Source organism: uncultured Roseibium sp. (genome assembly GCF_947496995.1).
Lineage (GTDB): Bacteria > Pseudomonadota > Alphaproteobacteria > Rhizobiales > Stappiaceae > Roseibium.
This window is the reverse complement of sequence record NZ_CANMFD010000001.1, coordinates 1327339-1344643: the sequence shown is the minus strand read 5'-3', so window position 1 is coordinate 1344643 and position 17305 is coordinate 1327339. Positions and strand designations below refer to the sequence as shown.

Below are 17305 nucleotides of genomic sequence, written 5' to 3'. Positions count from 1 at the left end.
CCACCAGAAGGCAGACAGGCTTGCTCATTAATATAACTTGTTATATATATTGTTATATTGAAGGAGATTTGCATGGTTGAAGATGTCGTCCGCGCTCTCGGCTACGCCACGCTCGGCAGCCGGTTGAAGCGGATCGGGGAAAAGCTGCAGGCGGAGACGCAGGAGTTGACCGTGGATCTGGCGGGCACCGATCTGCCGACACCGCACAACCCGGTTATGGCGGCGCTGGACATCCACGGTCCCCTGAGCATCGGCGATCTGACGAAAGCGTTGGGGCAGAGCCAGCCGGGCGTGACGCGAATGGTCAACAGGATGAAGTCGGACGGCCTCGTCGAAGCGCAGTCCGACGACAAGGACGGACGGGTCAGCCGGATTTCGCTGACGCAGGAGGGCGAAAGGCTGGTTGCGCATCTGAAGGCAACGCTCTGGCCCGCTGCCTTTCTGGCCGTGCAGGATGCCTGCGCAGGGCTTGAAGGGCCGTTGCTGGATCAGCTTGCCCAGTTGGAAGACGCACTTGCGGACAGGCCTCTTTCCCGGCGGAAACCGGATGAACCGCTGCCCCATTGGAGCCTTTTCAGCCCGTCAGAGGAGGAAAACCGATGATCAAGCCCGTCCGGCACCAGGGCGATCGCATTTACCCGCGAAGTTGCCGCAAATACTGGTGTCACCCCGGGCGAGCGGAGCAAGACCCGGGGCCTACTCGTTTCCAGAGAGTAGGTGGATTGAATAAACTCGACCGGGAAAAATTCAACCATTTCAACAAACTGTACTGCGAGTAGGCCCCGGCCCTGCGCTTCGCTTGTCCGGGGAATCACCTGTGGAGAGTGTATTCTGCACAACCAATCAACTGTCGTGTCCGGGCATATGCGATAGCCCTGCATCCGGCACGGCCAGGCCAGGCCACATCGAAAAATGCCGAGACCCGTTGTCAAACTCCGGCCAGCAGAGGGGGCGCGGCATTTTGGACATGAGTGTTCCTAAGGGTAAAGAGCAAATGACACAGATTTTCAACCGCACCGTCTGGTCCGCTTTGACGACACGACAGAGTGCTTTCTCGCGCGGTGGCGACCTGGCCAAGAGGTTCGATCCCGCCGTCTCTCCCTTCGCGGCCACCAAAGACAATTCCCGTCCGGCGCTTGAGGCTCTCGCTGACCTGATCACCCCCGGGGAGGATCATGTTTATCTGCTGCAGGCCGAGGACATCGCCCTGCCCGATGCGCTCGAAGCGGAGGTCACGGCGCTTGGTGTCCTGATGACCGAGCGGCGTGCCGGACCGGATGCAGCGCCGGATGCCGGCATTGTCGCTCTGACCGCAAACGACATTCCGGAGATGGTTGCCCTTGCAGAGCTGACCAAGCCCGGCCCCTTCACCGCCCGGACGCCCGAACTCGGGCGGTTCTGGGGTGTGAAGCACGATGGGCGGCTGGCAGCCATGGCCGGGACCCGTTTGAATGTGACCGGCTTCACCGAGGTCAGCGGCATCTGCACCCATCCGGACTTTCGTGGGCGCGGGCTTGCCTCCACGCTTTCCCGCCATGTCGCCGGGGAAATACGGGCACGCGGCGATACGCCCTTTCTGCATGCCTATGCGGACAATCACGGCGCAATCGCGCTCTACCGGAAGCTCGGCTTTGAAATCTTCAGCGAGGTGAATGTCGCGGTTGTGCGGCGCAAACAATAACTTCGGTCTCAGGCGCAGAGATGCGCGCGACGGACCTCCACTGGCTCCACCGAAAGTGCCATCACCGGTCCTTCAGCCCGTACCACCAGTAGGCGCCCTGCAGGTAGAGTTTGCGCAGGGCCGGGAGCGGGAACTTCTTGAACGGGCGCTGCAAGGGCGACGGCAGATCCTGCGGCCGCAGCTTGCCCATGATCAGGCCGGCGACTTTCTCGCCGGATATCGACGCCATGGCGATGCCACTGCCGTGCCAGCCCATGGCGGCATAAAGGCCCGCCGCCCCCGGCACCTCGCCGACAAAAGGCGTCAGCGTGCGGGCAAGGCAGACATGTCCGTACCAGTTGAAATCCGCCTCCACATGTGCCCAGGCCGGGAACATGGTCTCGAAATCGGTGCGCGCGCGGTTCTGCATGGCCGTCAGCGCCGCGTCATTTTCAAACAGCCCGCCACGGGTTCCGAAAAGGAACCGCCCATCCGGCAGCAACCGGAAATAATGCAGAAGCGTGCGGGTGTCGGCAGCCATCATGTCCGATGTCCAGCCCTGGGCGGCCAATTCGCCTTTGGTCAACGGGCGGGTGACACGGATCGATGACATCACCGGCAGCGTGCGCCCGTGTATCCATTTGGGTACATCTTCCCGTGCGTAGCCGTTGCCCGCCAGAACCACTTTCCGGGCGCGGACAAATCCGTGTTCGGTCTCAAGGCGCCAGCGGTCGCCATCACGGCTCAGGGAGGTCACCGGCGACTTGCCGAAGATCTTGCCGCCGCTCTTGCGCACCTGGTCCGCGAGCGCCTGGACGTAGATCATCGGGTTCAGGGCAAAGCCGTAGGGCACATGCAGCCCGCCATGGAAATTCGGGCCGCCATAGCCCTCGCCCGCCAGTTCGTCCTTTGCAAGGAACCGCGCCTTGATACCGAAGGTCTTCATCAGAAAGTCGACGTCCGAGCGCAGGCCAACGGCATCTTTCGGACGATGGGCAAGGTAGATCTCGCCCTTTGAGTGACGTTCGGCGTCGACCCCCCAGCTGTCGAGCCGTTGCGCGACGAGATTGACCCCTGCCACCTGGTAGGCAACGAACCGGCGGGCCTCCTCGAGGCCGAACTTGCGCAGCAACTGATGCTCGTTGAGCTTGGTGCCGCCCATGCAGCAAAAGCCGCCGTTGCGGCCCGACGCTCCGTAGCCGACGTGTTCGGCTTCCAGAACACAGACCGAGACACCCGCCTCCGCCAGCTTCAGCGCGGCGCTCAGACCCGCGTAGCCGCCGCCAATCACGGCAACATCGAACAGCGCGTTGCCGATCAGTTGCCGGTCGGCCCGCAGCTGCGGGATGCTGGCTTCCCAGTAGCTGCCAATCGTGCGGCGCGGTTCCGATTGTGTCTGCTGCATCAGGTCATGGCCCCATGGACGAGAAGAGTACGGTGTTGAAATCGGCGCGTGCCGGCAGGGAAGGTGCCGACGACGCAGCCTCCCGTGCGCGGAGGCGATCCGGACCGGCAGGAAACGTGTCTTCCCATGTCCTTCCGATCAGCTTTGTCGAACCCGTCCCCCTCCGGCCGACATTGGTAAATTGACCTATCTTTCCTGCTCTTTCGTTGCCGCTGTAAGCGCAAATCGTTTCAAACCGTCTCGATTTCGTTGTGAGCGCCATAACCTAATTTTCCAAAGTCCCTAGGGTGTGGACCCATAAAATTGCACTTTCAGGCATCAATCCGACAAAGAAGAGCAAGGAGAAGCCTGAAGAGCCATGCTGATGCATGGGGCAAAGGCTTTGACGCGGCTCTTCGCAGCCGGATTGATGTCCTTCGGATCGTTCAGAAAGCGACCGTCTCCAGCGTTGCAAAATCTTGAAAACCAGAAAGGTTTCCTGCGATCTTGCGCCTTGGCGCCAATCATTTTCTGAACGACCTGAAAGCATAATTTTATGAGTCCACACCCTAGATCCCAAGCTTGTCGCGCAAGGAAAACCACGTCATCGCCAGAACAAGCAGCGGAAAGCGGAGACGGTCGCCACCCGGGAATGCCGGAATGTCGAGCTTTTCGAACACGTCGAACCGTCCGGCCTTTCCGGCAACCGCATCCGCCAGGATCTGCCCCCCGAGCGTGGCCATGGCGACCCCATGGCCGGAATATCCCGATGCTGTCAGCACGTTGGCGGCAGGCCGCGCGAAATACGGCATGCGTTTTGGCGTGATCGCCAGAGTGCCGCCCCAGCCGTAGTCGATCGCCGCATCCTCGAGCTGCGGAAAGATCTCCAGCATCGGCCGGCGCACAAAGGACCTGATGTCCTTGGGGAACCGGTAGCCGTAGTTTTCACCGCCTCCGAACAACAGGCGGCGGTCGGCGGAAAGACGGAAATAGTTGATGACGAACTTGCTGTCCGCGACGGCGACATTGTTGCGGATGATCTGCGCCGCTTCAGTTTCCGACAAGGGCTCCGTCGCGACGATGAAATTGTTGATGGGCATGACATGCGCGGCCGTGCGCCGCTCGAGCCGGCCGAGATACCCGTTGCACGCAAGGATCAGGTGGTCGGCACGGACTTCACCGTGCTCGGTCTTCACCGTGAGACGCCCCTTGCCCTGGCTCTGGCCCTGTTCCAGCCCTTCAATGCCTGTGACCCGGGTCTCCTCGAACAGGGTCGCGCCGGCGCTTTCCGCGGCCCTGCCGAGTCCAAGCGCAAAATTGAGCGGGTGCAGGTGGCCGGCGCCCATATCGAGCGAGCCGCCGAAGTACCGCGGGCTGCCGACATGCTCGCCGATCTCGTCGCCGTCTATGAAGCGGATGTGTTCATAGCCGTAGGCAAGACGCAGATGCTCGACATAGTCCCGGCTGTCCTCGACAAAACTCTTGCGGTGATCCGCATGCAGAATGCCGGGTGTGTAATCGCAGGCAATTTCATGGGTGGCGATGAGGCGTTTCACCAGCGCCTTGGATTCTTCGGCGAGCTCCCACAACAATTTCGCATGCGACTTGCCGTGACGCTGCTCCAGAACCGTCTGCTCGATCCGCTGCCCGGAGCCGACCTGCCCACCGTTGCGGCCCGAGGCGCCCCAGCCGATCCTGTTGGCTTCCAGCAGGATGACGTTCAATCCATGCGCGGCCAGATGCAGCGCCGCCGACAGGCCTGTGTACCCACCGCCGACAACACAGACGTCACAACTTTGCTGTCCGTGCAGAGGCGGATGCGATGTCGTCCAGTTGGCGGTGGCCGCATAATAGGACGGGGCATGCTGGCCGGGAGCATCGTTCGCTGTCAGGAGATCAAGCGCTGTGAACATGGTCGATCACCGGCTCCTCTGGACCAATTCTGTAATAGTGTTGATATGTTGCCCCACCAGAAGGTACACCTTCCCTTGTTCACAATTCAGTTTCAAGATGAAATCGGTTCATGGGGGGCAGGTTTTTGCTTGATTTTGCAACATCTTGCATCTCTCCTAGCGTCAGCTTCAGGGCTTTGGCGCCCACTTGATCCGAAAGGAAGGCAAAACCGTGTTAGGCCCTGTTGAACATCCCTGGTTCGATCCGCTTTGGAGACGCTACCTGCTTGTTGCCGTATGCGCCGCCTGGACAGGCGTGGAATACTATTTCGGCAGCACCACCTGGTTCTATGTGACGCTCGGCATCACGGTTTATGCGGGCTGGTCGTTTCTTTACTATTACAAGAGCCCGGACGATCCTGCGCGCCAACCCAAGCAAGAGACACATCAGGACGAAGAATGATTATCCGCATGCCGCAGGATATTTCATCGATTTCGCTTCCTCGTCTGCCTGCCGTCTGCCGCACCGGTCTTTTCATTCTCGCCGCCACTCTCCTGCTCTTCGCAACAGCTGCGGGAGCCTTGGCTGAAGATGTCCACGGGACCTCGCGAATTGCTCCGATCCAGGATGTGCTGAACAAGCGCTGCGTCGTCTGCCACGGGTGTTATGACGCGCCCTGCCAGCTCAAACTGTCTTCGCCGGAAGGCTGGCTGCGCGGTGCCAGCAAGATCAAGGTCTACGAATCCTCAAGGCTTGAGGACGCGCCGATGACCCGGCTGGGTATCGACGCAAAAACAGTCCCAGAGTGGCGGGGGAAAGGCTTCTTCTCCGTTTCGCAGGCGGGAACGGGACCCTCCGCTCTCGAACAGCTGCTGCGCGCCGGCCGCAAGAACGGCTTCGAACTCGGCGCGGCCCTGCCGGACGATCTGGATATACGAACCTTCCGGAAAAACAGCTGTCCGGCACGCTCCGACGTCGAGACCTATCTGTCAGAGCATCCCCGGGGCGGCATGCCATTTGCCACTGCCCCACTTCCTGAGGAAGATTACCGGCAGCTTCTCGCCTGGGCGCAAGACGGTGCCCCCGCCCCGGAGGTAAACAGCGCCCTGCCCGAGGACGTGGCCGGACAGATCAGCGAGATCGAAACCTTTTTCAACCAGGGCGGCCTCAGGGAAAGACTGACGGCGCGCTACATCTACGAACACCTGTTCCTGGCGCATCTCCATCTTGAGGGCGACAGTCCGCAAAGGTTTTTCCGCATCATCCGGTCGCGAACCGCTCCGGGCTCCGACACCGACGAAATTCCGTCAAGACGGCCGTTCGACGATCCCGGCGGATCCTTCTACTACCGGATCATCCCGATCGACGGCACCATCCTTCACAAGGAGCATATCGTTTACGAGATCGGCCCGCAGAAGCTGCGGCGCTACCGCGAGCTGTTTCTTGCAGCGGACTGGTCGATCGACGCATTGCCCGCCTATTCCATCGACGCAGGCGGCAACCCGCTTTCCACCTTCAGCGCCATTCCCGCCCGGAGCCGCTATCAGTTCATGCTGGACAATGCGCTGTTTTTCGTACGCTCGTTCATTCGCGGTCCTGTGTGCTACGGTCAGGTTGCCGTAAACGTCATAGAGGACCGATTCTGGGTGACGTTTCTCGCACCGGACGCGGATCTGTCCGTGACGGACCCGAGCTTTCTCGAAAACGCCATCCCCATCCTGGAGCTTCCGGTTGCCAAGACCGGTGGATCGCTGGACGACCGGCTGGAGGGCTTCCTGCTGCGCGGCCCGGTGAAATACCAGGCCTTCCGTCAAACCCGCTACGCCCGGCAGGCGGCAGTCAGCGGCGGTCCCACCTATGACGACATCTGGCATGGCGATGGCCACAACAAGGATGCAAGGCTGACCGTCTACCGCAATTTTTCTTCAGCCTCCGTCGTGAACGGATTTAACGGCACTGTGCCTGAAACGGCCTGGGTCATCGATTTCCCGCTGTTCGAGCGGATCCATTACAATCTGGTCGCCGGTTTCGATGTCTTCGGCAATGTTGAGCACCAGCTCACAACGCGGCTCTACATGGACAGCCTGCGCCGGGAGGGCGAGCGAATATTCCTGTCCCTCCTGCCACCACAGATCCGCAAACCCATACATTCAAGCTGGTACCGGGGTCCTCTGGTCACCTTGCTCGACATGTGGAAGGACAGTGGTCTTGATACGAAGTCGCCAACGGCAATCGTCTATCAGACCACCCACCCGAAGACCGAACTGCTGACAAAACTGATTGAGGTCGAACCGGATCTCTGGCCGTCCAGCGACCCGATCAACCGGTGTACGGGCGAGACCTGCGCGGCGCCAGAGGCGCCTGCGGGACAACTGCGTCCGCTGACGGTAAAACCTGCTCCGTTCGCGAAATATCTCCCCGACATTGCTGTCCTGGTCGCCGAGACGGAGGAGAACCCGGATGGCGAAATTTTCACGATCGTTCACGACGAGGCGCACAGCAATATAGCCTTCATCTTCAATGAAGACCTGAGACGCGAGCCGGAAGACGACGCCCTGACGGTCGTGCCGGGCCAGTTCAGCAGCTACCCGAATTTCATTTTCAAGGTGCCTGCGAACGGTCTGCCGACGTTCGTCGACGCGGTGCGCGGGATCGGGAGCCAGGACGATTACGTGGAGCTTGTCGCGCAATACGGCATCCGCAGAACCCATCCGGAGTTCTGGGCCACGTTCGACCTCATTCAGGACAGCCTGCGGGATCAGGACGCGCTCCAGGCGGGCGTTCTGGATATCAACCGCTACAGGGACCCCAAACCGTCCGATCCGATCGAGCGCCTGTTCGAGTTCACCTTCTCCTTCAAGTGAAGCTCTTCAGACTTTCAATTCGCGGATCATCCAGTCGCAGAAAATCTGCGCATCGGGGCTGAGCACCTGTCGTGGGCTCGATGTGACGAGAAAATAGCTGTGCCGGCTCTTGATCTGCCTGGGAGACGACCTGAGCAATCGTCCATCCTCCAGATAGGGCTGTGCAAGCGTTTCCAGCACAAGAGCATGACCGTGGCCACGGGCGGCCAGTTCCAGGGCCGACAGGCTCTGATCGACCTGCAGGCCGTTGCGCGGCGGAACCGGGTGCGCGTAGCTTCGAAAGAAGCTTTCCCAGGTATCGACCACACCCATGATGTCCAGACGGGTGGCTCCGGCGAGCCCGTCCAGATCCCTTTGTCCGGGATCGAGCGCGAGGTCCGGATGGCAGACCGGAACGATGGGATCGTTGAGCAGAAATTCCACTGCTCCGTCTGTCCAGGCGCCGTCACCGAAGCGCACGTCGATATCGAACAGGTCCGGATTGAGGACTTCCGCCCAAGACGCCGAGATCATCTGAAGATCGATTTCCGGATAGGCTGTCTGAAAGGCCTTCAGGCGCGGGATCATCCACAGCTGGCCGAAGCTGTTCAGGCAGCGGAAGCGGACCGGCTTTCTATGCCGCTCTCCGAAAACGGAAACCGTCGCGATGGACAGGTCGGAGAAAGCCTTTTCGACGCTGGGCAGGTAGGTCTGGCCAAGCCGCGTCAAAACCACTTCCCGGTGCACCCGGTCGAAGAGCGGATACCCGAGGTGCTGCTCGAGCTGGCGTACCTGGTAACTGACTGCGGCCGGAGTGATCAGCAGTTCTTCAGCGGCCCGGGTAAAATTTCCCAGACGTGCGGCCGCCTCGAAAGCGCGCAACCAGGAAAGCGGGGGCAGATTATAGGCCATGCCTGTGTCTCCCGTTGGCGTGGTCTTTCCACCGTGATCCGATGACGACCGATCAGATCATCGTTTTATAAACAGGGTTCTCTTTCAAATTTTTTCAATGCGAAGTCAAAAAATTATTCGTTTCAGATTTTTCAGATCTTGCCGGAAACTTGTTCTCACGAGCAGGCATCACGGCAGTGCAGCGCATGGAAACAGTCGATTACATCATCGTTGGAGCGGGGTCCGCCGGATGTATCCTGGCGGAGCGATTGAGCGCCGATCCTCAGACCAGCGTTCTGCTGCTGGAAGCCGGCGGGCCGGATACATCTCCCTGGGTGTCGCTGCCGCTCGGCTACGGTAAGCTCAACTCCGACCCGAAGCGGACCTGGCGTTTCATGACCGAGCCCGACGAAGGCCTGGGCGGGCGCAGTGTCTTCTGGCCGCGCGGGCGGCTGCTGGGCGGCTCCGGGTCCATCAACGCCATGGTCTATTGCCGTGGCCTTCCCGGAGATTTCGAGGACTGGGAGAACTCCGGCGCTGTCGGCTGGAACTGGCGGGACGTCAAATCCACCTTTGAACGGCTTGAAACGAAGGTGACCCCGCTTGGCGAAAAGCAGGGGAACGGGCTCATTCATGTTCAGAACATCACCAACCAGATCCACAGGGTAACCCGGCACTTTCATGCCGCGGTCCTCGAAGCCGGCCTGCCCTGGTCGGACGATTTCAACGGCGACAATCCCGAAGGCGGCGGCGTCTACCAGATCAACACTCGCAACGGCCGGCGCTGCTCGTCTGCTCGCGCCTTTCTGCGCCCTGCCCTTGCCCGCCCCAACCTCGCCCTGCGCATGAATGCCCAGGCCAGACGCATCCTTTTTGAGGGACTGACCGCGCATGGCATCGAGCTGGTCAGCGGCGAGACGGTCTTCGCCCGGCGCGAGGTGATCCTGTCGGCGGGGGCCATCGGGTCGCCGCAGCTCCTACAGGTTTCCGGCGTCGGACCGGGCCGGCTGCTGAGCGGGCTGGGCATTCCGGTGATCCACGACAATGAAAATGTCGGCGGCAACCTGCAGGACCATCTGGCCGCGAACTTCACCTTCCGCGCCCGCGAGGCAACGCTGAATGCCGTTTTGCGTCCCCTGTTCGGCCAGGCGCTTGCAGCACTGCAATATGCAGCCACCCGTCAGGGGCCGCTCTCCCTGTCGGTGAACCAGTGCGGCGGTTTTCTGAGATCGCGCCCGGACCTCAACCGGCCCGACCAGCAGCTTTACTTCAATCCGATCAGCTACCGGCTGACGCCCTACCGGAATACGACCCGCCTGACCGTCGATCCGTTCAACGGCTTCATCATCTGCGCGCAGCCGGCACGGCCGACCAGCCGGGGGCGCGTGGACATCAAGAGCGCAGACAGCATGGTTGCGCCGGCGATCCGGCCGAACTCCCTCGCCACGGAAGAAGACCGGCAAACCGTCATCGACGGCGGCAGGCTATGCCAGAAGCTGATGTCCAGCAATGCCCTGAGCAAACTGGTTGAGAGCTCGGTCGCACCGCATCTGGGCGACCTGAACGACGATGGCATCCTGGCGGATTTCCGCGCCCGTGCGAGCACCGTCTTCCATCCGGTGTCCACCTGCCGCATGGGTGAAAACCGGCAGACGGCCGTCGTCAGCAGCCGGTTGAAAGTCCATGGCGTCGATGGGCTTCGCGTTGTCGATGCTTCAGCTTTTCCGAATATCACTTCGGGCAATACCAACGCCCCGACCATGATGCTGGCCCTCAAGGGGGCCGATCTCATTCTCGAAGACCAAAGACGGAACATGCAATGACTGTCCAGGATATCGCACAGGACTACCTGAAGACGGGAGAGCTGGCGTCGCTGCCCGATGACCATTTCATAGACGGCAGGTTTACGCCAGCCTCCAGCCGGAAAATGGAAAGCTTCGATCCGGGCCGTGCGGAAGTCTTCGCGGAATTTTCCCTCGGGACCGAGGCGGACATGGACCGGGCGATCGCGGCTGCCGAAAAGGCGGCAAACCACTGGCGCCATGTCGCTCCGGCCGAGCGCTGCCGCATCCTGAACAGCGTCGCCCGCGTCCTCAGGGAAAACGCCAACCGGCTTTCGGTCATCGAGGTGGTCGACAGCGGCAAGACTCTGGCGGAGGCCTCCGGCGACGTTCAGGCATCGGCCAGACTTTTCGAATATTACGCCGGGGCGGCCGACAAGCTCGATGGCCGGTCGGTCAATCTGGGCTCTGCCTACACCGCCTTCACCGTGCGCGAACCGGTCGGAGTTACAGGGCACATCATTCCCTGGAACTATCCCACCTCGACCTTCGCGCGCGGTGTCGCACCCGCTCTGGCCGCCGGCTGTTCCGTGGTCGCAAAACCCGCAGAGACCACGCCGTTCACGGCGTTGGTGATGGCGCAGCTGCTGTCTGAAGCCGGCGTGCCGGACGGGCTGGTGAATGTGGTGACCGGTCTTGGTTCCGAGGTCGGTGCGAAAATGGCGCAGGACCCGCGCATCAGGCAGTTGACCTTCACGGGCTCCGTTGCGACGGGTGTCCATGTCGCGCAGATGACGGCGCCGAACGTGACCCGCCTGACGCTGGAACTCGGCGGCAAGTCGCCGTTGATCGCCTTTGAGGATGCCGATCCGGAAAAGGTTGCCGAAGGCGCCTACTGGGCGATTTTCTCCAACTCGGGCCAGATCTGCTCTGCCGGATCGCGTCTCATCCTGCACAAATCGATCCGCGATGAGGTTCTTGCCATTCTGACGGAGCGGGCAGGAAAGATCAAAACGGCGCACGGCCTGACGGCTCCCGACATGGGAGCGATCAACTCCAACCTGCATTTGTCCCGCATCAAGGCTCATGTGGATGCGGCAAAGGCCAGAGGCGCCAATATCCTCACCGGCGGAGATGTCACCACCGACGCGGACACCGGCAAGGGCTGGTTCTTCCAACCGACCATCATTGCGGACCTTCAGCCGGACGATCCGGCTGTGCAGGAAGAGATCTTCGGCCCAGTGCTGGCGGTGCAGAACTTCGAAACAGAAGAAGAAGCGGTCGCGCTTGCCAACGGTACGGAGTTCGGTCTGGTTGCGAGCGTCTACACATCCGACGTCGGCCGGTCGATGCGCGTCGCGGCGGCCCTCGATTGCGGCCAGGTTTCGGTCAACGACTATTGGGCAGGCGGACTGGAACTGCCCTTCGGCGGCAACAAGAAATCCGGTTACGGGCGCGAAAAGGGCTGGGAAGGCCTGGATGCATATACCAAGGTGAAATCGATCACCATCAGCAACGCAAGCTAAACGGTTCCAAATGAAACTCGACCAAATCGAGACCTTTGTCGTTGAAAACGCCCCGCCGCGCCACGGTGGCCGCTATTTCATCTTCGTCAAGCTGGTAACCGCCTGCGGCATCACCGGCTACGGCGAGATCTACAACGCCACCTTCGGCCCGCATCTGGTGGCCGACATGGCAAAAGATGTTTTCCAGCGCCAGTTCGAAGGTGCGGATCCGCATCATATCGAGAAGCTCTGGCACAAGACCTATGGCGCCGGATACACGCAGCGCCCGGATGTCACCGTCATGGGCGTTCTGTCCGGACTGGAGATGGCCTGCTGGGACATCATCGGCAAGGCGGCGGGCAAGCCGGCTTACGAGTTGCTTGGCGGCAAGGTGCACGAGAGGCTGCGCACCTATACCTATCTCTACCCTGCGGAAGGCGACGTCTATCCGGACCCTGCCCTGCCGAATGTCTACAACGATCCGGACATGGCCGCCGTAGTCGCCCTCAAAGCCGTCGAGCAGGGTTTCACGGCGGTCAAGTTCGACCCGGCCGGGGCCTATACCATCTATGACGGTCATCAGCCGAGCCTGGAGGACCTGGAGCGTTCGGAGGGCTTTTGCCGCGCCATCCGCGAAGCCGTCGGGACAAGGGCCGACCTGTTGTTCGGCACCCACGGCCAGTTCACGGTTTCGGGTGCAAAGCGTCTGGCCCGCCGGCTGGAAGCCTATGATCCGCTGTGGTTCGAAGAGCCCATTCCGCCCGAACGGCCTGAAGACATGGCGGAAGTTGCCCGCTTCACCTCCATTCCCGTTGCGACCGGTGAGCGGCTTTGCACGAAATACGAGTTTTCCAGGGTGCTGGAAACCGGAGCCGCGGCCATTCTCCAGATGAACCTCGGCCGCGTCGGCGGACTTCTGGAGGGCAAGAAGATCGCGGCGATGGCCGAATGCCACTCCGCACAGATCGCACCGCATCTCTACTGCGGTCCGCTGGTCGCCTTGGCGAATATCCAGCTGGCCACCTGCAGTCCGAACTTCCTGGTGCTGGAATCGATCCGGCGCTTCGACGGCTTCTATGCCGATCTGCTGAGAACACCGATCCGTTGGGAAGACGGCTACGTCATCCCCTCGAGCGAACCGGGCCTTGGCCACGATCTCAATGAAGAGGTCGCGAGGGCCAATCCGTACAAGGGCAACGAGCTGCATCTCGGACTTCAGGAAAGGCCGGCTCTTCCGCTTTGAAGCGAAGGGGATACGGAGCAGCCCTTGCCCTGGGAAAAATCCGCGGTGCCCTGCCTGAGGCTCCTGCATCGCAGGTGCCTCAGGGTTTCGAGACGTTGACCTCAAGCATGGCGCAAAGGATTTGACGCACCTTTCCGCAGCCGGAATTCAGCAGATGCGCTTTAATCACGATCCCGAAATGGTTGCTTTATTCAGATTTTTTGTATATAAATAACGTGTACGCCAATATTTTTATAATTTATATATGAAGAAGCAGTCATTTTTAGTGCTGTAACTTCCACTCTTGCAGTAATAAGCGCGATCCAACGGCCTCACCGGCTCGTGAACGCGTGGTTATTCGTGCGACTACCTTTTTAGAATCATAAACTTAGACAGCAAAATTAATTGAAAGGGAACTTGATATGAGCTCCACACGCCACGGGCTATCCCGCATCGATCAATTGATTAAATGCCATACCGGACCCGAAGAAGATCGCCCCAGGCCGTTTCCGGCCACACTCGGACGACTGCGGCCTGCGGTCCCTGTCAAAGTGACAAATCTCACCCATGCCCAGGTCATCGAAACCCTGGAAAAGGTCGCAAAAGGCATGGGCAAGAAAACCGACAAGCCCGGCACGGCCTCTGCCGGAATGACCTTCTTCGGGCAACTCGTCGATCATGACATCACACTGGATGCCACCAGCGCACTCGGTAAACGCATTACCCCGTCCTCGATCCCGAATGTGCGCACGCCTGCGCTGGACCTCGACTGCGTGTACGGGAGTGGCCCGGAGGCGACTCCGCATCTCTATGGCGCGGACAAAAGCCGGGAGGGCGGCAACAACACGGCGAATTTCCTGGTTATGGGAACCAAAAAGAACAAATTCGATTTGGCCCGTACCAGCAATGGAACCGCTCTGATCGGCGACCCGCGCAATGATGAAAACGCAATCGTCAGCCAGATTCAGGCCAACTTCATAGCACTGCACAACATCCTGATGACTGAAGCCTTGAAGGACAAGGCGACATACGAAGAAATCAAGGGCTGCGCCCATATGGGCATGTCGGAAAACGACTGGGCTGAATTCGTTCCCGAACGGAACATGGTCTTCGAAGAGGTGCGCCGTTTTATTCGTTTCCACTACCAGTATGCGATCTGGGAAGAATTGCTGCCCGCATTCGTCGACCAGGCGTGCCTGGACGAAGCACGATTGTCAGACCTGTTTGGCGCGGACGCCGCCATCATGCCGGTCGAGTTCACCGGGGCTGCATATCGTTTCGGTCATGCGACGGCCCAGCCCGACTACGAAATTCATGCAGGATCCGGCCAGGTGTCGATGGACAAGATCCTGGGATTCGGACCCAGAGAAAAGCCGGTCGAGATGAAGCTGTTCTTCGATATAGACGGCAAGAAATCCCAGCGTGCGCGTCCGGTCGGCACAACACTGGGGCTCCCGTTGACGAACCTTCACTTCATTCATGAAAAGGTCCACCTTACGGACATCAAGCATGATCTGACGCTCGACCAGAGCCGCAACCTGCCACTGCGCAACATGATCCGCGACCGCTACACCTATCAGCTTGCCAGTGGCGAGATCATTGCCGAATGGCTCAACAGTGCACGTGGTCATTCCACTCCCAAAGTCAAAATGCATGCAGAGCTTGCCAAGAAAGGCTTCACCCGCACACCGCTGTGGTTTTATGGCTTGCAGGAAGCGGAACAACACGGTGGCGGCAAACTGACCGGTGTCGGCGGTGCGATCGTTGCCTCCGTGTTCGGGCGCCTGCTGAGGCTGGACAAGACCACCTATTGGCATGCCCACGGCTTCGAACCCTCTGCAAAATTCTCCAACAAGGGCGGCGTTCTGGCCGGAATGATGAAATACGCTGAAGCCAACCGGGGGAAAATCGCCCACGCCGGAGATCTGATCAACGGCTAGAGCATCAGGGCGGCAGACATGCCGCCCTGTTACGCAACCTGGCTGACGAGGCTGATTTTACCGGCCTCCCGGGGGATGTTGTCTTCCAGCCGCTCCGCCGCGAGCCCGCTGACCAGAAACCGGATATCACTGGCGGGCATCGGTTGACCGAAGAGAAATCCCTGCACCTCGTTGCAGCCCTGCTCGGCGAGGAGACGGAGGTGCTCTTCGGTTTCCACGCCCTCGGCGAGCACCGGGATATCGAGGCTTTCCGCCAGGATGATCGTCGCTTTCACGATAGCGTCGGATTGCCGGTTACGGCCCAGGTCCTTGACGAATTCCCGGTCGATCTTGATCTTGTCGAACGGGAAGGCCTGCAAGGTCGCCAGTGAGGAATACCCGGTTCCGTAGTCATCCATCACGATCCGCACTCCCAGGCGCTTGAGCTGGTGAATGATCTGCAGGGCGTGTGTCGTGTCGGCGATGATGCCGGTTTCGGTAATCTCCAGTTCGAGCCGCGCCGGATCCAGCCCGCTGCGTTTGAGCGTGCGTTCCACGAACCCCGGAAACTTGCTGTCGGAAAGCTGCACCTGGGCGATATTCACCGCGATCTTGACGGGTGCCGACCAGCCAGCCGCCTCATGGCAGGCGGTGCGGAGGACCCAGGCGCCGATTTCGAGGATAAGCCCGTTCTCCTCGGCAATCGGGATGAATTGCGAGGGCGGAACCTTTCCGCGCTTTGGATGGTTCCAGCGCAGCAGAACCTCAGTCCCGGTAACGGCACGCGTGCCGACGTCGTTCTGAAGCTGATAATAGAGTTCGAATTCATCGTTCTTGAGCGCATTGCGCAGATCCATGGCAAGCGCGCTGCGGTCGCGGATCTGCTGGTCCTTGTCCTCATCGTAACAAAGGGCGGCATTTCCTCCCTCCACCTTGGCACGGCGCATGGCGCGCTCCGCCGCGTCGAGAAGTTCAACCCCGCCCGAGCCATGGTCAGGATAAAGGGCATATCCAACGCTGCAGCCAACGCGGATATCCTTGCCCCGCCAGCTCATCGGCTGCGATACCAGTTTCTGCACCCGCTTGCAGAATTCGAGGATATAGCCCCGATTGTAGACCGGTCTTCCGACGATAACGAATTCGTCACCGCTGAGCCTGGCGATAAATTCGCCCTGTTCCAGATGCTCCGACAGGCATTTGGCAACGTGCCGCAACAATGCATCCCCGCCGGAATAGCCGAGAACCTCGTTCACTTCCTTGAACCGGGTCAGATTGCAGTTCATCACGACAATGCGCGCGTTGTCATTGGTGATGCTGGACAGTCTTGCGTCCAGATACCGGTCGAGAGCCCTGCGGTTGGGCAGCCCGGTCATGGGGTCGTGATGGGCCACGTGATGCAGCTTGTTGTCGGCATCCTGGGCATTTGCGGAATCGATCGAATAGGTGATCATCGCCGACAGCATGAGAACGCTCATCGTGAAGACTATGGCAATCCCGACGAGCCGGTTGGACACGAGGTCGTTGATGCTGCCATCCAGACGCAGAGGCATGACATCCACACCGGCCATGGCGATAAAGTGCAAGCTGGCCACCGCCAGAATGAAGCTGAGCACGGCGCCGTATTTGCAGTAGCGTGTCACCGGCCGGGCCACCCGGTTGGTCGCAAGCATTCCGAAGACACAGGCAAGGACGACCGAGGCGAACACATATGGCATGGACACCGTCAGTATCCCCGAGACCTTCATCGCCTCGATGCCGATGAAGTGCATGACCGCTATGGAAGCTCCGAAAACCAGCCCGCCAACCTCGATCAATATCGAGCTTCGCGTGACGCTGCTGATCAGCAGGCCGGCTGTGGCGCCAGACACGGCAACGATCAGCGAAATCACCGTCAACCCGAGATCGTATCCCAGAATGAACGGGCTTTCGTAGGCGATCATGGCGACAAAATGGGTGCTCCAGATCGTTCCGCCCGCGATCAGACCGGAAAGCAGCAGCCACATATACTTGAGACTGCCGTTCGTCCGGCGTACTCTTGCATAGAGCCGCATGGTCAGAACTGCACCGACCGTCAATATGACTACCGCCAGAAAAACAAACAGCGGGTCATGCTCAAAAGCAATACATGAAAGGACGGTCAGCATCTCTTACTCCAGAAGATGCAACCTACCTGCTTTCCCTACGGAATTCGTAAAAACACGTGCTTG

General features: G+C 60.1%; 12 protein-coding genes. 8 read left to right on the top strand and 4 right to left on the bottom strand.

The genetic code is table 11. From position 1 onward, the window contains the following. Positions 1–72: 72 nt before the first annotated feature. Both Q1B40_RS06020 and Q1B40_RS06015 read left to right on the top strand, forming a co-directional pair. Complete coding sequence (locus tag Q1B40_RS06020) at positions 73–603, top strand: MarR family transcriptional regulator (protein WP_299811414.1); 531 nt, start codon at positions 73–75, stop codon at positions 601–603. A 391-nt stretch (positions 604–994) separates the two neighbouring features. Next, positions 995–1681, top strand: coding sequence for a GNAT family N-acetyltransferase (locus Q1B40_RS06015; RefSeq protein WP_299811411.1), 687 nt, complete (start codon positions 995–997; stop codon positions 1679–1681). Positions 1682–1742: 61 nt separating this feature from the next. Here the strand turns inward: Q1B40_RS06015 and Q1B40_RS06010 are convergent, their stop codons facing one another. Together Q1B40_RS06010 and Q1B40_RS06005 are read right to left on the bottom strand one after the other, a co-directional pair. Beyond that, on the bottom strand, positions 1743–3065 hold the full coding sequence (locus Q1B40_RS06010) for an FAD-binding oxidoreductase (RefSeq protein ID WP_299811408.1): 1323 nt from the start codon (positions 3063–3065) through the stop codon (positions 1743–1745). A gap of 548 nt (positions 3066–3613) precedes the next feature. Continuing rightward, positions 3614–4957, bottom strand: coding sequence for an FAD-binding oxidoreductase (locus Q1B40_RS06005; protein WP_299811405.1), 1344 nt, complete (start codon positions 4955–4957; stop codon positions 3614–3616). A gap of 211 nt (positions 4958–5168) precedes the next feature. On the opposite strand from Q1B40_RS06005, the gene Q1B40_RS06000 reads away from it, so the two are divergent. Beyond that, on the top strand, positions 5169–5399 hold the full coding sequence (locus Q1B40_RS06000) for a hypothetical protein (protein WP_299811403.1): 231 nt from the start codon (positions 5169–5171) through the stop codon (positions 5397–5399). Next, entirely contained in the window at positions 5396–7801 is a 2406-nt protein-coding gene (locus tag Q1B40_RS05995) for a fatty acid cis/trans isomerase (protein WP_299811400.1), read from the top strand. Before Q1B40_RS06000 ends, Q1B40_RS05995 begins: the two co-directional genes overlap by 4 nt. A gap of 6 nt (positions 7802–7807) precedes the next feature. On the opposite strand, the gene Q1B40_RS05990 is transcribed toward Q1B40_RS05995, so the two are convergent. Next, positions 7808–8692, bottom strand: a complete 885-nt coding sequence (locus tag Q1B40_RS05990; protein ID WP_299811398.1) for a LysR substrate-binding domain-containing protein — start codon at positions 8690–8692, stop codon at positions 7808–7810. 185 nt (positions 8693–8877) lie between these two features. On the opposite strand from Q1B40_RS05990, the gene Q1B40_RS05985 reads away from it, so the two are divergent. The 4 genes from Q1B40_RS05985 (at position 8878) to Q1B40_RS05970 (ending at position 15119) form a co-directional block, all read left to right on the top strand. Further along, positions 8878–10494: a GMC family oxidoreductase gene (locus Q1B40_RS05985; RefSeq protein WP_299811395.1), complete on the top strand. Its 1617-nt coding sequence runs from the start codon at positions 8878–8880 to the stop codon at positions 10492–10494. Beyond that, the gene (locus Q1B40_RS05980; RefSeq protein ID WP_299811392.1) at positions 10491–11978 is read left to right on the top strand and encodes an aldehyde dehydrogenase family protein; all 1488 of its coding nucleotides are present in this window, start codon (positions 10491–10493) and stop codon (positions 11976–11978) included. The genes Q1B40_RS05985 and Q1B40_RS05980 overlap by 4 nt, the downstream gene beginning before the upstream one ends. Positions 11979–11988: 10 nt before the next feature. Next, positions 11989–13200 carry a mandelate racemase/muconate lactonizing enzyme family protein gene (locus tag Q1B40_RS05975; protein WP_299811389.1) on the top strand — a complete coding sequence of 404 codons (1212 nt, stop codon included), beginning with the start codon at positions 11989–11991 and terminating at the stop codon, positions 13198–13200. A gap of 530 nt (positions 13201–13730) precedes the next feature. Then, positions 13731–15119, top strand: coding sequence for a peroxidase family protein (locus tag Q1B40_RS05970; RefSeq protein ID WP_299811386.1), 1389 nt, complete (start codon positions 13731–13733; stop codon positions 15117–15119). A gap of 29 nt (positions 15120–15148) precedes the next feature. On the opposite strand, the gene Q1B40_RS05965 is transcribed toward Q1B40_RS05970, so the two are convergent. Then, positions 15149–17173 (bottom strand): EAL domain-containing protein, encoded by a 2025-nt coding sequence (locus Q1B40_RS05965; RefSeq protein ID WP_299811382.1) that lies wholly within the window; start codon positions 17171–17173, stop codon positions 15149–15151. Positions 17174–17305 lie beyond the last annotated feature (132 nt).

Excerpts from the sequence above, each read along its gene's own strand:
- Q1B40_RS06020 (WP_299811414.1), top strand. The coding sequence starts at position 73 with ATGGTTGAAGATGTCGTCCGCGCTCTCGGCTACGCCACGCTCGGCAGC.
- Q1B40_RS06015 (WP_299811411.1), top strand. The coding sequence starts at position 995 with ATGACACAGATTTTCAACCGCACCGTCTGGTCCGCTTTGACGACACGA.
- Q1B40_RS06010 (WP_299811408.1), bottom strand. The coding sequence starts at position 3,065 with ATGCAGCAGACACAATCGGAACCGCGCCGCACGATTGGCAGCTACTGG.
- Q1B40_RS06005 (WP_299811405.1), bottom strand. The coding sequence starts at position 4,957 with ATGTTCACAGCGCTTGATCTCCTGACAGCGAACGATGCTCCCGGCCAG.
- Q1B40_RS05995 (WP_299811400.1), top strand. The coding sequence starts at position 5,396 with ATGATTATCCGCATGCCGCAGGATATTTCATCGATTTCGCTTCCTCGT.
- Q1B40_RS05990 (WP_299811398.1), bottom strand. The coding sequence starts at position 8,692 with ATGGCCTATAATCTGCCCCCGCTTTCCTGGTTGCGCGCTTTCGAGGCG.
- Q1B40_RS05985 (WP_299811395.1), top strand. The coding sequence starts at position 8,878 with ATGGAAACAGTCGATTACATCATCGTTGGAGCGGGGTCCGCCGGATGT.
- Q1B40_RS05980 (WP_299811392.1), top strand. The coding sequence starts at position 10,491 with ATGACTGTCCAGGATATCGCACAGGACTACCTGAAGACGGGAGAGCTG.
- Q1B40_RS05975 (WP_299811389.1), top strand. The coding sequence starts at position 11,989 with ATGAAACTCGACCAAATCGAGACCTTTGTCGTTGAAAACGCCCCGCCG.